11 protein-coding genes are annotated in these 13,955 nt (G+C 67.8%); 6 read left to right on the top strand and 5 right to left on the bottom strand.

Features of this window, described 5'->3' with window-relative positions; genetic code table 11:
• Positions 1–52 precede the first annotated feature (52 nt).
• The gene (locus tag IPM80_19525) at positions 53–3,346 is read right to left on the bottom strand and encodes a PAS domain S-box protein (protein ID MBK8960541.1); all 3,294 of its coding nucleotides are present in this window, start codon (positions 3,344–3,346) and stop codon (positions 53–55) included.
• 96 nt (positions 3,347–3,442) lie between these two features.
• Entirely contained in the window at positions 3,443–5,176 is a 1,734-nt protein-coding gene (locus IPM80_19520) for an amidohydrolase family protein (protein MBK8960540.1), read from the bottom strand.
• 196 nt (positions 5,177–5,372) lie between these two features.
• Here IPM80_19520 and IPM80_19515 point away from each other — a divergent pair, with 196 nt between their 5' ends.
• Complete coding sequence (locus IPM80_19515; GenBank protein ID MBK8960539.1) at positions 5,373–6,044, top strand: CoA pyrophosphatase; 672 nt, start codon at positions 5,373–5,375, stop codon at positions 6,042–6,044.
• A 77-nt stretch (positions 6,045–6,121) separates the two neighbouring features.
• Entirely contained in the window at positions 6,122–7,060 is a 939-nt protein-coding gene (locus IPM80_19510) for an LLM class flavin-dependent oxidoreductase (protein MBK8960538.1), read from the top strand.
• Between the two features lie 56 nt (positions 7,061–7,116).
• Here the strand turns inward: IPM80_19510 and IPM80_19505 are convergent, their stop codons facing one another.
• Positions 7,117–7,998: an NAD(P)-dependent oxidoreductase gene (locus IPM80_19505; protein MBK8960537.1), complete on the bottom strand. Its 882-nt coding sequence runs from the start codon at positions 7,996–7,998 to the stop codon at positions 7,117–7,119.
• Between the two features lie 114 nt (positions 7,999–8,112).
• Between IPM80_19505 and IPM80_19500 the strand changes: the two genes are divergently transcribed.
• On the top strand, positions 8,113–8,976 hold the full coding sequence (locus tag IPM80_19500; protein ID MBK8960536.1) for an SDR family oxidoreductase: 864 nt from the start codon (positions 8,113–8,115) through the stop codon (positions 8,974–8,976).
• A 66-nt stretch (positions 8,977–9,042) separates the two neighbouring features.
• On the opposite strand, the gene IPM80_19495 is transcribed toward IPM80_19500, so the two are convergent.
• Positions 9,043–9,837 (bottom strand): enoyl-CoA hydratase/isomerase family protein, encoded by a 795-nt coding sequence (locus IPM80_19495; protein ID MBK8960535.1) that lies wholly within the window; start codon positions 9,835–9,837, stop codon positions 9,043–9,045.
• A gap of 183 nt (positions 9,838–10,020) precedes the next feature.
• On the opposite strand from IPM80_19495, the gene IPM80_19490 reads away from it, so the two are divergent.
• Genes IPM80_19490 through IPM80_19480 form a run of 3 tightly spaced genes read left to right on the top strand, consistent with a single transcriptional unit; the run spans position 10,021 to position 12,214 of the window.
• The gene (locus IPM80_19490; protein MBK8960534.1) at positions 10,021–10,626 is read left to right on the top strand and encodes a sigma-70 family RNA polymerase sigma factor; all 606 of its coding nucleotides are present in this window, start codon (positions 10,021–10,023) and stop codon (positions 10,624–10,626) included.
• The gene (locus IPM80_19485) at positions 10,607–11,221 is read left to right on the top strand and encodes a hypothetical protein (protein MBK8960533.1); all 615 of its coding nucleotides are present in this window, start codon (positions 10,607–10,609) and stop codon (positions 11,219–11,221) included. Before IPM80_19490 ends, IPM80_19485 begins: the two co-directional genes overlap by 20 nt.
• 27 nt (positions 11,222–11,248) lie before the next feature.
• The gene (locus tag IPM80_19480; GenBank protein ID MBK8960532.1) at positions 11,249–12,214 is read left to right on the top strand and encodes a hypothetical protein; all 966 of its coding nucleotides are present in this window, start codon (positions 11,249–11,251) and stop codon (positions 12,212–12,214) included.
• Positions 12,215–12,227: 13 nt separating this feature from the next.
• On the opposite strand, the gene IPM80_19475 is transcribed toward IPM80_19480, so the two are convergent.
• The gene (locus tag IPM80_19475) at positions 12,228–13,910 is read right to left on the bottom strand and encodes a ShlB/FhaC/HecB family hemolysin secretion/activation protein (GenBank protein MBK8960531.1); all 1,683 of its coding nucleotides are present in this window, start codon (positions 13,908–13,910) and stop codon (positions 12,228–12,230) included.
• Positions 13,911–13,955 lie beyond the last annotated feature (45 nt).

Here is a 13,955-nt window from a genome sequence, read left to right as displayed (position 1 = left end):
ACACGCCCGCAGTCTTACCAAGTGCGCGTGCATCGTCAATCGCCGCCGGGCTTCATGGGGCGTGTTTGTCGAGTTCGTCGCGTACGCGCTTGGCAAGGGTTTCGGGGCGGAAAGGTTTGATCATCACCTCCGGCAGTGGCGTGCCGCCGCGTTCCGAATGGCCGGACATGAACAGCACGCGCACGCCGGGACGCGCGGCCGCCAGCTTGGCGGCCAGCTCCGGGCCTTTCATGCGCGGCATCACGACGTCGGTGAGCAGCAGATCGATGACGCCGGCGTGGCGCGCCGCGAGGTCCAGCGCTTCCACGCCGTCAGCGGCTTCGATCACGCGGTAGCCTTGATGTTCGAGCAGTTCGCGGGTCAGCTTGCGCACCGCCGCTTCGTCTTCGACCAGCAGCACGGTCTCGTCACCCTGGCGCGGCGCCGGCGCGGGCAGCGTGGTGCTCGGTATCTCCCATGACGGCGCCTGTGTTGCGCAGGGCAGCAGCAGGCTGAACACGCTGCCCTGGCCGGGGCTGCTGCTGACTTCCAGGTGGCCGGCCGACTGCGCGACGAAGCCATACACCATCGCCAGGCCGAGGCCGGTGCCCTTGTCGACGGCCTTGGTGGTGAAGAAGGGTTCGAAGATCCGCGCCTGGGTTTCGGCATCCATGCCGATGCCGGTATCGCTGACCCGCACCAGTGCGTAGGGGCCGGGCGTGGCGAGACCGAGGCGCGCGCAGGCATCGACGTCGAGATGCACCGCGCTGAGTTCGATGCCGAGGCGCCCACCGTCGGGCATCGCGTCACGTGCGTTGATGGCGAGATTGGTGAGCGCCTGCTCGAGGTAGACCGGGTCGACTTCGACCGCGCCGACCTCGGCATCGACGCTGATTTCGAGCTCGACGTCCTCGCTCAGCAGCGGACGGATCAATTGCCGCCATTCGCCGAGCAGTTCCTGCAGGCGCACGCGCGCCGGATGCAGGGTCTGCTTGCGGCTGAAGGCCAGCAGCTGGCGGATCAGGTTGGCCGCGCGCTCTCCGCACTTCAGCATTTCTTCCAGCGGACGCAGGTTGACGTCGTCGGCGGCGAGGCGGCCGTGCACCACCGTGCCGTAGCCGAGGATCACCGTCAGCAGGTTGTTGAAGTCGTGGGCCACGCCACCGGCCAGGCGTCCGATGGCATCCATTTTCTGCGCGTGGCGCAGCTGGTCTTCGAGCCGACGCAACTCGGTGATGTCGCGTGAGATGCTGACCACGCCCACGTCATGGTGGGCGGCGTCGCGAAAGCCATGGCTGGTCGACAGGTAATGCCGCGTGGCACTGCCCAGGGTCACGACTTCTTCGAACATCTCGCCGTTCAGCAGCTGCGGCGCGGGCAGGGCGCGACGGCTGGTGACCGTGGCCTGCTTGTCCGGCGCGAGTTCGGCATCGGTATGGCCGATGATCTCCTCCGCCGGATGGCCGAGCCGCCACGCGCCGGCGGCGTTGATCAACAGGTAGCGGCCGTCCTTGTCCTTGACACTGATGGCGTCGGCGCTGCCTTCGACGATGGCCTGGAGCAGAGCGTGGTTTTCCTGCAGTGCCCGCTCAGCCTTGACCTGTTCGCTGATGTCGCGCGTGACCGCCACGCCGCGGGTCTGGCCTTCGATTTTGAAGCGTCGGATGCGCACTTCGGTGGGGATCTCGCTGCCGTCCTTGCGTCGGTGACGGGTGCGGAAGGCCACCACCTCGCCGGCGTCCAGGCGTCGACCGATGGAGAACAGGTGCAGCGCAGTGATGCTCGGATCGTAGAAATACGGAAACTGGCCGAGAAAGTCCTCGCGGCTGTAGCCGAGCGAATCGCACAGTTGCTGGTTGACTTCGACCACGCGGCCCACCTCGTCGTGCACCGTGATCGAATCGGTGGTGTGGTTCATGTAGGCCTGGAAGCGCGCCTCGCTGCGGCGCAGTTCCTCCTCCATGCGCCGCAGCGGCGTGTTGTCCTGCAGCGTACCGAACCAGCGTCGCGCCTGGCCGGGGCCGCGTGGAATGTCGCGACCGATGCTGCGCAGGTGCAGGGTTTCGCCATCGAGATTGATCAGACGATATTCGACGTCGTAGGGCGTGCCCAGGTGAATGGTGTCGTTCATGGCCTGCGCCACCCGTTCACGATCGTCGGGATGTACATGCGACAGCCAGCGCGCGTTGCACTCATCGAGGTTCTGCGGCCCGTCGAAGGGTGGCACGCCGAGGATGTGGCAGGTCTGCTCCGATAGCGTGACGAGGCCGGCATCGAGATCGCGTTCCCAGTAGCCGATGCGCGCCAGTCGCTGCGCATCGGCGAGTCGGCTTTCGCTGAGCTTGAGGGCGTGATGGGCGACCAGGGCGCCGAGCGCATCGGCGATGCGTAACGCCAGTTGCTCGAACAGCCGCACTTCGGACGCCGACCATACGCGCGCAAAACGGCTCTGGTGCAGCTCGAGGATGCACGGACCACCGATGTTCGGGTCGATGCGTACCGCCAGCAGTGACTGCAACTGCTGGCTCGCGCGCACGCTGGGCGCGATGGCCAGTGCCGCTTGCGGGCCGAAGCGCAACGCGCCGGGCGCCGCCATCACCTTGCGCAGCATGTCTTCGACGAGTTCGTCGGCGATGCGCGGCTCGGCGATGGACGGCGTGCCGTCGCGTTGCCGTACCAGTCGCTGCATCCAGCGCGTTGGCTCGAGTTCGCGCCGTGCCAACAGACGCGCGCGGTCGCAATCGAAGATCTCGAGCAGCACGTCCAGCAGCTCGCTCATCACCTGCTGGAGGTCACCGGCGCCGCGCTGCACGACGGTGTTGACCCGTTCCATGCATTCGAGAAAGTGCAGGCGTTGCTGGCGCTCGATGTCGGCCGCGTGCGCGGCGGGACTGAGCGTGGCCGGCGCCGGCGTGGTCGGCGATTGCATATTGGCGCGTCCGAACAGGCGCGCCGGTACTTCGCTCATCACCCCGCACAGACGCCGTGCCTGGCCTTCCTCGACGACCACCGTCACGCTGTCGCCTATCCACACCTCGCGGCCATCGAGGGCAATCATGCGGTATTCGAAGTAATGACTGCGCCGCTCGCTGACCGCGCGCTGGCAAAACTCGACGGTCCGCGTGCGGTCGTCGGGGTGGATGTGGTCGGCCCAGAAATTGGGCGCCAGCCACGCGGTGCGGGGATAGCCGAGCAGGTGCTCGGCCTGCGGGCTCACGTAGATGAAGTTGCCGAGATCGAGGTCGGCTTCCCACACCACGTTTTGAATGCTGGCGAGCAGACGCTCGGCACGCGAGCTGCGATCGTCGTCGGTCCTCGTCGGGTGACCAGACGTGACCGCCGTGCTGGCCTCCTTTCCATTGCGCATCGCGCTAATCTATCGCCGCGACGGGGCACAGGGAAGGGGCGGGAGAAGCGCCACGGAACGCGCCTGCCGCGCGTCCCGCAACGCCTGGAAGTCACCTCAGCGGCTGCGCACCAGGCGCCCGGGACGCGCGCCGGTGTCGGCGCCGGCCCGCAGCACCGCCTGGCCTTTGACATAGGTCGCGACGTAGCCGGTGACGCTCTGATCGAGGCGCGCCTGCGCGGCCGGCAGGTCGTACACCATGCGCGGGCGACCGCTGCCGAGGCGCGCGAGATCGATGAGGTTGATATCGGCGCGCAGCCCGGGCGCCAGCCGTCCGCGATCCTTCATGCCGTACACGGCGGCGTTGTCGCTGGTCATCTTCTTGACCACGAACTCCAGCGCCATGTGCTTCGGATCGCTTGCGTCGTGATCACGCACCCAGTGGGAGAGCATGTAGGAATGCACGCCGTAGTCCGCGATGAAGCGCACGTGCGCGCCGGCATCCGACAGGCCGAGCACGCTGCGCGGATGGCGCACCATGGTCTGCACCGCGTCGGTGTTGCCGTCGGCGTAGCCGGTCAGCGCATACATGAGGAAGGACTGGCCGTTGTCGGCGAGCAAGAGGTCATAGGCCACTTCCCACGGCGAGCGACCTTCGCGCGCCGCGATCTTCGCCACGCTGTTGTTCGGATCCGGCGTGTAGTTGATGGGGCTGCCGGCGGGATAGGTGAAGTCCCACAGCACCGGGTTCTTGTACAACAGCGAAAAGCCCTGGTCATTCGGATCCTGTTCGGCCAGGAGCCGCGCCCGGAACGCCGGATCGCGCAGCTTCGCGTAGCGCGCATCGAAAGGCAGGTCGGCGATCTCCTGGTAGCTCGGCATGAACTTCCACGGATGCTCGCCTTCGAAACAGAACAGGATCGAGATCGGCCGGCCCGCCACCTGCGGGATGAGCGTGAGGCCGGCCTTGGCGGCATCGTCACAGGCGTCGAGCTGACGGCGCCACTGGGTCGAATCGCCGAGCTGTTGCACCAGCAGGAACATCACCGCCGCGCCCGAGCCTTCCGCCACCCGCCGCAGCATCGCCATCTCGCGATCGAGGCCATCGCTGTCTTCACCGGCGACGCCGGCCAGCACGATTTCGACCAGGCCGCGGCCGCTGCCCTTGACCGCGCGCGCCAGCGCGATGAGTTCGTCGTCGGCCGCGTAGGTGCCGGGCACGGGGCGGCCGTCGAGCGCGATGTGCACGGGCGTGCGCGAGCTCGAGAATCCGAAGGCGCCGGCGTCCATCGCTTCGCGCGTCAAGCGCGCCATGTGTTCGATGTCGGCGGCGGTGGCGTTCTCGTTGTCGGCGCCGCGCTTGTCCATCACGTAGGCGCGCAAGGCGCCGTGACTGAGCTGGGTGGCGATGTCGATGGTGCGCGGCGTCGCGTCCAGCACGTTCATGTATTCGGGGAACGATTCCCAGGCCCACGGCAGACCGGCGCGCAGCGATACGCCGGGAATGTCTTCCACGCCTTCCATCAGTTCGATGAGGAAGTCGTGCCTGTCCGGCTTGGCGGGCGCGAAGCCGACGCCGCAGTTGCCCATCATGAGTGTCGTCACGCCGTGACTGACCGATTGCGTGAGCACCGGGTCCCAGGTGGCCTGGCCGTCGTAATGGGTGTGGATGTCGACCCAGCCCGGCGTCACCAACAGGCCGTCGGCGTTGACGGTCTCGGCGGCGCTGCCGAGATTGCGACCAACGGCGGCGATCATGCCGTCCTTGATGGCAACGTCGGCGGTATGCGCGGCCGCGCCGCTGCCATCGACCACCGTGCCACCTTGAATGAGGGTATCGAAACTTGCCATGCCTGCGTCTCCCCGGACGGCAACATGCACCGCCCACAGCCTGCGATTGGTGTACTCGAACGTGAGGTTCGACCGGACCCGCGGCGCTGACCGGGTGCGTTGTGGCGACGACGGGCGAAGGGACTGTGGCCCAAGGCCGGGGCCTTTTCAATCCTGACTGATGGGGTAGGTACTGACCTTGGCGCGCGCGCTCAGTATGCTGTGCGCCATGCCCCAGTGTGACGACAGCCTGCGCATCCGCATCGCGCGCCATCTCGCCGCGTTCGACGTGGTGCCGGGCGTCGGCGCCGCCAAGGCCGCGGCCGTGGCGCTGGCGGTGGTCGACGAAGGTTGGGGCGCGGACCTGTCGGGCATGCCCAGCCACGCCGACTGGCAGTCGCGCGCGGCGCTGATCCTGACCCGCCGTTCGTCGAAGCTGCGCAACCACGCCGGCCAGTGGGCGCTGCCGGGCGGCCGCGTCGATGACGGCGAGAGTCCCGAGGACACCGCCTTGCGCGAAATGCGCGAGGAGGTGGGCCTGGCCCTCGATCACTCGGCGGTGATCGGTCGGCTCGATGATTTCGTCACGCGCTCGGGCTTCGCCATGACGCCGGTCGTGATCTGGGCCGGGCCGCAGCGCCACCTGTCGCCCAATCCCGATGAAGTCGATTCCATCCATCGCATCCCGGTCGCCGAATTCCTGCGTGACGACGCGCCCATGCTCGAACACCTGCCCGAAGCGGAGGCGCCGGTGTTGCGCATGCCGGTCGGCGATTCGTGGATAGCGGCGCCGACCGCCGCCATCCTCTACCAGTTTCGCGAAGTGTGCCTGTGTGGCCGCGCGACACGCGTGGCCCATTACGAACAGCCGACTTTCGCCTGGCGCTGAGCGCGCATGACCTCGCGCGTCATTGAGCACGCGACCGGTGTGCGCTTGACTGGCGGCGTCTTCATCGGGAAATCACCATGAAAACCGGCTTGCTGTTGCCGAGTTGGAGCTACGGCGTGGCCGGTGCCACGCTCACCTCGCGCGCCCTGCTGGATTTTGCCGCCGAAGCCGTGAGCGCGGGCTTCGACTCGCTGTGGGTGAGCGATCATTTCCTGAACGAGCCCTATGTCGATTTCGCGGCCGTCGACGTTACCTTTCCCGACCAGTATCGCGGTGTCAAAGTCGGGCAGTGGGAATGCTGGTCCTTGATGGCGGCGCTGGCCGCGCGCCTGCCCGGCGTGACGCTGGGCACGCTGGTCAGCAATACCGCGTTTCGTAATCCCGCGCTGCTGGCGCGCATCATCGACACGGTCGACGATTTGAGCGGCGGCCACGTGATCGCCGGCTTGGGCGCCGGTGATTTCGTCACCGAGCATCGCGCCTTCGGTTACGACTTCGAGCGGCCGGTTGCGCGTTTCGAAGAAGCGCTGGCCATCATTCGGCCGCTGCTGCGCGGCGAGACCCTGACCCATCAAGGCGAGTTCTATCGCACCGAGGCAGCGCAGCTCTTACCCAAGAGCGCGCGCGTCGGCGGGCCGCCCATAATGATCGGCCTGCTACGCGGCGGGCCGCGCATGCTGCGCCTGGTCGCGCAGTACGCCGACATCTGGAATTGCATGCTGCCGTTCAGCGACAGCCGCGTCGGCAGTTACCTCGAGGCCTGGGCGCGGGTCAGTGCGGCCTTGGAGAAGCATCAGCGAGATCCCGCGACGCTGGCGCGCAATGTCACGGTCGGCGTATGCCTGGCCGGAGAGTACCCATTGCCCGGGGCGCTGCCGCTGCGCGGCTCGACGCAGGCCTTGGTCGACGCCTGCGGTTTGTTCAAGGAACAGGGTGTCGAGACTCTGAGCATGGTGGTCGAGCCATGCACGAGTGCTTCCCTCGAATTGCTGGCGCCTGTGCTCGAAGCCCTGTAGCTGCGAATTCATTCGCACACGGGTGGCGCCTCACGCATGTCCGAATAAATTCGGACCTACAATGGCTCGCGCTTGTACAGCCACATCAAACCGCTCTGGCCCTTGTCGGCGTCGCCCTGCGCGATGAGTTGACGATACAACTGCTGCACCAGCGCGGTGACCGGCATCGGCGACAAGGTCTCGCGACCGAGGTCGCAGGCGATGTCGACGTCCTTGACCATGATGGTGGCGTTGACTTCGTTCACGTAGTCGGCGGCCGCCATGCGGCGCGCGTGATGCTGCAGCACCGCCGAATCGGCCCAGCCGCCGGCCAGCGCGTCGGGCAGGCGCGCGGCGGCCACGCCGAAATTGGCGGCGTAGTTCAAGGCTTCGGCCGCCACCGCGATGTTGCCGCCGATCATCATCTGGTTGGCAATCTTGGTTGCTTGTCCCGCGCCGTGGCCGCCCATCAAGGTCACGCGCTGGCTGTAGTGCGCAAGCAGCGGACGCACGCGCTCGAGCACTTCGTCGTCGCCGCCGGCCATCACCACCAGGCGTCCTTGTTCGGCGCCGCTCACGCCGCCGCTGACCGGCGCGTCCAGCCACTGCATGCCGCAGCGCGCGTGCAATTGCGCGGCGAAGCGCCGCGTGGCGAGCGGGTGGATGGTGGAATGATCGAGCAGCACGGTGTCGGCGCGCGCCGCGCCGGCGATGCCCTGCTCACCGAATACCACTTCCTCGACCGCGGCGGTGTCGGTCACGCACAGCACGACGCAGTCGCATGCGGCGGCGAGCGCGGCCGGCGATGGCATCACGCTCGCGCCCTTGTCACGCCACGGCGCGAGCTTGTCGACATGCCGACCCCAGATGCGCAAGTCGTGGCCCGCCGTCATGAGGCGGGTGGCGATGGCGCCGCCCAAGGCACCGAGTCCGATGAAGCCCAAGCGCATGCCTGCCATATCCCAACCTCGCGTTGTATGCTCGCCCATTCATTCGATTGTCCCGGGCGCCTCCCGTGCATGCAAGGCGAGCGGCGCGCATCGTTCATCCAATCATTGCAAGGGGAGCCCAGCATGAGACTCGAAGGCAAGACAGCCGTCATCACCGGCGGTGCAAGTGGCATGGGGCGCGCGACCGTATTGCGCTTCCTGGCCGAAGGCGCGAATGTCGTGATCGCCGACTACAACGCGCAGACCGGCGCCGAGACCATGGCGCTGGCCGAAGCCCAGGGCCACGGCCAGCGCGCGCGTTTCATCAAGACCGACGTCGCCAAGGAAGCCGACATCGAAGCCATGCTGAAATGCGCGCTCGATAATTTCGGACGACTCGACATCCTGTTCAACAACGCCGGCGTCGGCGGCGCCATTGGCCCCATCACCGAGATCACGGTGGAGGCTTTCGATTACACCTTCGACGTACTCGCCAAGAGCGTGTTTCTCGGCATGAAGCATGGCGCGCGCATTTTCCAGAAGCAGGGCGATGGCGGTTGCATCATCAACACGGCGTCGATCGCCGGCCTGTCGGGCGATGCCGGCCCCATCATCTACGCCGCCGCCAAGGCCGCCGTGATCAGCCTCACCAAGGGCGCGGCGGTGGAACTCGCGCAGGACAAGATCCGCGTCAACGCGATCCTGCCCGGCCTCATCTTCACGCCGCTCGCGCATGGCGGCAAGGCCGAGAAGTTCGAGCACATCTTCACCGGCGGCCAGCCGTGGCCGGAGATGGGTGTCGGCGATCACATCGCCGGCGCGGCGCTGTTCCTCGCCACCGACGACGCGCGTTTCGTGACCGGCGAATCGCTGGTGGTCGACGGCGGACTCACCGCCGCCGGCCCGGAGCTGTCCAAGCGCTTCAAACAGAACTCGGGACGCGGCGCCGGCGTGGTCGGCATCACCAAGGGCTCGACCGGCGAAGCGCCGGAGGTGCGCAAGCTGTAAGCGGCACGGACGCCAGAATGGCGTGGCCGCCGCCGGCCCCCGGCAACGGCCACCGTCACGGCAGGTTTACTGGCCGGTGAAGCGGGTCTTGCGCTTTTCGACGAAGGCGCGCACCCCTTCGCGGAAGTCGGCGCGCGTCGCGCAGTCGGCGAAGGTCTCGGCTTCCAACTGCAGCTGCGCTTCGAATTCGTTTTCGAGCGATCGGTAGAGCAGGCGCTTGGTGTTGCCGTAGACGTGGGTCGGGCCGTTGGCCAGGCGCTCGGCGAGCTTGGCGGTCTCGGCGGCGAGTTCGGCGGCCGGCACGACGAAGTTGATCATGCCCATGTCGGCGGCGGCCTGGGCGCCGAAGCGTTCGCCGAGCAGGGCGATTTCCATGGCCTTCTTGATGCCGACCGCGCGCGGCAGGTGAAAGCTCGCCGAGCCGTCCGGGCTGGTGCCGATGTGGCAGTAGGCCAGCGTGAAGAAGGCATTGTCGGCGGCGATCACCAGGTCGGCCGCCAGCGCCATGCTGACGCCGGCGCCGGCCGCGGCGCCCGCCACGCTGGCGATGATCGGTTTGTTCATGCGCCGCATGGTGTACATGATCGGGTGCAGGTCGTGGATGCGGTTCATGAACTCGGCGCGCAGCTTGTCGGTCGGCTGGTCTATCTTGGTTGCCATGTTCTTGACGTCGCCGCCGGCCATGAAGTTGTCGCCGGCGCCCTGCATCACCACGCAGCGGATGGCCGGGTCGTACTCGACCGCCTGCAGCGCGTCGCGCAGCAAGGCGCGCAGTTCGAGGCTCAGCGCATTGCGCGCCTCCGGGCGGTTGAAGGTCAGGGTGGCGATGGAGTCTTTGATGTCAACGAGCAAGTCCGGCACGGTGGTGTCCTCGATTCACGGAAGGGGGACATGTATGCGAAATCCGCCCGTGCGTCAAAGATTGTGTGCGCGCGACGCCGGCAGCGCGCCGCGGCGCGGTGCGTGGCAAGCTGCCGGCGGCGGGAACTTTGCCGCGCCGCCGATGCAATGACTGTCAACACCCCGCCACAAATCGCCGTGTCCATGTCCCTCACTGATGCCGAACTGCTACAGCGCATGCAACGCGGCGACGGCGAGGCCTTCAGCGCGCTCTACCAGCGTCACCAGCAGCGCGTGTACCGCTACGCCAGCATCTACAACGGCAGCGAAGGCGTGGCCGCCGACATCACCCAGGAGGTGTTCATGCACCTCATCGACAACCACAGTTTCGATCCCGCCCAGGGCGAACTGCGTGCCTACCTGCTCGGCATGGCGCGCAACCTGCTGCGCCGGCACTGGCGCGATGCGCAGCGCTTCGAGACCCTGCCCGACGAGGACGACGGGCCGCTGGGCGAGACGCTGGTCGAGCACCTGGAGCCGTCGCTGCTGGTCAGCCGCGCGCAGCAGCACGGCGGCTTGCGTGCCGCCATCGCGGCGCTGCCGTCCTATTACCGCGAAGTGATGATCCTGTGCGAGCTCGAAGAATTGGATTACCAGGAGGCCGCCCGCATTCTCGACGTGCCGATAGGCACGGTGCGCTCGCGGCTCAACCGGGCGCGCAAAGCCCTGTGCGTGGCCCTGGCTTCGAAGACGCCGACCAGCGTCGGCGTCCGTGATGGAGGTGAGAGTTATGAACTGCGCGCAGTTTGAATGGCGGGTGGTGGACATCGCGGCGGGCCGCATCGATGCCGGCGCCGAGGTGCGTGCCCACCTGGCGCGTTGCGAACGGTGTCGCGCGCGCCTGAATGCCGAGCGTCGCCTGACCGCCGGTCTGCGTGACCTCGGTGCGGCGCTGGACAAGGTGTCGGCGCCGGCCACGGTCGAGCAGGCCTTGTTGGCGCATCTGCGTGCGCGGCACGCGCCCGCGCCCGCGAGCCTGGCGCCGCGCCGCGCGCCGCGCCCGTGGCGACGCTGGCAGTTGCGCATCACGCGCAGCGCGGTGGCGGCATCGGTGCTGGTGTTGCTCGGCATGGTGCTGGTCAACGCTGTCCACGACGGTACGCAGCAGGCCGCCGCGCCGCTGGCCTACGCCCCGCACCCGGAGATCGCCACGCCGTTCTACCCGGTGTACATGAGCGGCGCGGCGGTGGCCGGCGCGCGCGGCGTGGTGCGCGTGCGGGTGCCACGCGCCACGCTGGCGGTGTTCGGCTTGCCCTACAACCCGCGACGTGCGACCGATCCGATCAGTGCCGACCTGGTGGTCGACAACGGCGGCATGGTCACCGCGCTGCGCTTCGTGCAGTAGCGCGGCCCAGTCCAGGAGCAGACAACGATGAACACTTCATTCCCCTCCACATTGCTGGCCTTGGCCATGGTCACCTCGGCCCACGCCCAGGACGTCATGACCATCGACGTCGACAGCATGGACGCGATGTCGGTCGGCGCCGAGAGGATCGCCGAGCCGGCCATGATGATGGCGGCGCCGCCGCCCCTGCCGCTGGCCGGCGGCGACACCATGAGCTTCATGCAGTTCGAAATGACCGGCCCGGCCGAAGTGGTGGCCGGCAAACCCTATGCGGCCAAGCTCACGGTCGAAGTGTTGCAGCCGCTGGTCGACGGCAACACCATCACCGTCGAACATCATTCACGCGTGTATCGCGATGCCGAAGGGCGCACGCGGCGTGACGACGAACTCGGCATCGGAGGGGTGGTGCAGCACAGCGTGCTGATTGCCGATCCGGTGGCGGGCACCAGTTTCACGCTCGATCCCGAGCGTCGCGTCGCGCAGCGTCTGCCGCAGGCCGCGCCGCGCGGTGCGCAGGTCGCGTTCGCGCAGGACGTGCGGGTGGCCGCCAACGGCGCGGACAGCAGCAGCTTCGACGTCAACCTGCCGTCGCCGCTTGCCCGTGACAAGTCCGTGCCGCTGGACGCCGCGCTGCATCCCGCCGCCGCCGCGAATTTCTCCGCCGACACGCCCATCAAGCTGCCGTTTCCCGGCGACCCCCACAGCGTGGGGCTCGGCGAGAAGACCATCGAGGGCCTGCGCGTCACCGGCACCCGCACCACCGTCACGATTCCCGCTGCCGCCATCGGCAATCGCGCGCCGATCGAAATCGTCACCGAGCAGTGGTTCAGTCCCGAGCTCAACGTGGTGATGTTGAGCGAGCATCGCGATCCGCGCCTCGGGCAGACACGCTACCGCCTGCACGACATCGCGCGCGGCGCGCCGGACGCGGCCTTGTTTCGCGTACCGGACGGCTACACCGTCAGCGATGCGCGCGCGCCGTCCCTGCGTTGAGGCACGGCGCGTCTCAGAAATGCTGGTGCGCGCTCACCAGGAAATGAAAGCCGGCGTCCTGCATATCGTCGCCGCTGTCGGCGACATGGCGGCGCAGTCCACCCCACATGATCTCGGCGCGCGTGTCGCTGGCGATGTCCCAGCGCAGACCCGGGCCCGCGGCCAGCAGCGTGGTCGGCTTGTCGAGCGCATCGAGACTGTCCTGGCCGTGATTCCAGGCGCGCCCGGCGTCGATGAACATCACCAGCGAGAGCTGGCCGTCGTTGCCGCGTCGCGCCAGGCCCGGCACCGCCAGGCGTAGCAGCGGCAGCCGGTATTCCAGGCTGCTCGACCAACCCTCGTCGCGCACGAAGCGCGAGCGACGGTAGCCGCGCACGGAGTTGAACCCTCCCAACGAGAATTTTTCCAGTGGCAACAGGCCGTCATTGCTGAGCTGGGCTTCGGCGCGCGCGTAGAGCGAGCCGGCGCGCGGGCCGAGGCTGTGCAGCCATTGCAGCGACAGGTAGGCGCTGTGGAACTGCGAATCGGGCGAGTCGTCGCCATGCACGGTGGCGCCCAGCGCGCCGATGCCGGCCGACCATACCGCGCGTGCGCTCAAGGAGTCGCGCGCGAAGCTTTGTCGCCAGGTCATACCCAGGCGCGCGACGCGCACATCGGCCTTGCCGTTCTCGACGCCCGGGCTGAACGAGAACGGCTGACCGAGCAGCGTCGATTCGCTGTGCTTGCCAACCAGGTTGAATCCGAGCTGCAGGCGGCGCCCGCTGGCGCGCCACAGCGTGTGGCTGAGGCCAAGATCCAGCGCGCTGCTGCGGGTCTCGGCGCCGAACACTTCGAACTGCTCTTCGACCAGTTGCGAAACCGCACGGAAATAGCGCAGCGACAGCTCCGGCCCGTGCGCCGACCACGGCAGGTTGACGCGGAAATCGACATCGTTGAGGCCACTGGCGAGGCCCAGCGTGAAGTCCACGTCGTCGCCGTGGCCGAAGATGTTGTGGGCATTGCCTTCGATCGCGCCGCGCGTGCCGCCGACCGCCGGCGCGCGATCGTTGGCCACGCGCAGCCCGGCGGCATAACGCGCGCCTTCCTTGACCTCGACCGTCAGCACCGCCGCGCCGGGGCGCGTGCCGGGCGAGAGTTCGGCGCCGATGTCGGCGATGCCCGGCTCCTGCATCAACAGGCGCAGGTTGGCATTGAGCAGGGCGACATTGAGCGGCGTGGTGAGCCCCACCTGCAGGCGTTGCGCGATGTAGGCCGGGTCGAGCCCGCGCGCACCGTTGACCACGATCTTTTCGAGAAAGCCTTCCACCACTTCGACGCGCAGCACGCCGTTGTCGAGATCCTGATCGGGCAGGCGCGCCCGCGAGGTGGAATAGCCGGCCTGCAGGTAGACATCGGTGAGACGCTGCAGCAATGCCTGCAGATCGGCGTCGGCCAGGCGTTGGCCGATGAACGGCGCGGCGATGCTGTGCAGCTGCGCATCGGAAAACACCGTGTTGCCGGCGAACTGCAATTCCCGCAGTGACAATCGCGCTTGCGCGGCGGCGGGCGGCGTCGCTGCCTGCGCCGCGTGCGCGGCCGGCGCACAGGCCCAGGCCAACAGCGCCGCGCACAGCCAGGCGCGCCACGCCGACGGGGCAGGGGTGCTTGCGGCGAAACTCATCGGGACATCGATGTTGCTGGTGTCGGGCGTGGTCAAAACAAAACGCCCCACCCCGTAGCGGGGTGGGGCGTTCAGTATGCC

This window comes from Pseudomonadota bacterium (genome assembly GCA_016719885.1).
Lineage (GTDB): Bacteria > Pseudomonadota > Gammaproteobacteria.
This window is presented reverse-complemented; position numbering and strand designations above follow the sequence as displayed.

Coding starts and splice junctions, on each gene's coding strand:
- IPM80_19515 (MBK8960539.1), top strand. CDS start 5,373: ATGCTGTGCGCCATGCCCCAGTGTGACGACAGCCTGCGCATCCGCATC.
- IPM80_19520 (MBK8960540.1), bottom strand. CDS start 5,176: ATGGCAAGTTTCGATACCCTCATTCAAGGTGGCACGGTGGTCGATGGC.
- IPM80_19500 (MBK8960536.1), top strand. CDS start 8,113: ATGAGACTCGAAGGCAAGACAGCCGTCATCACCGGCGGTGCAAGTGGC.
- IPM80_19525 (MBK8960541.1), bottom strand. CDS start 3,346: ATGCGCAATGGAAAGGAGGCCAGCACGGCGGTCACGTCTGGTCACCCG.
- IPM80_19505 (MBK8960537.1), bottom strand. CDS start 7,998: ATGGCAGGCATGCGCTTGGGCTTCATCGGACTCGGTGCCTTGGGCGGC.
- IPM80_19485 (MBK8960533.1), top strand. CDS start 10,607: ATGAACTGCGCGCAGTTTGAATGGCGGGTGGTGGACATCGCGGCGGGC.
- IPM80_19480 (MBK8960532.1), top strand. CDS start 11,249: ATGAACACTTCATTCCCCTCCACATTGCTGGCCTTGGCCATGGTCACC.
- IPM80_19490 (MBK8960534.1), top strand. CDS start 10,021: ATGTCCCTCACTGATGCCGAACTGCTACAGCGCATGCAACGCGGCGAC.
- IPM80_19510 (MBK8960538.1), top strand. CDS start 6,122: ATGAAAACCGGCTTGCTGTTGCCGAGTTGGAGCTACGGCGTGGCCGGT.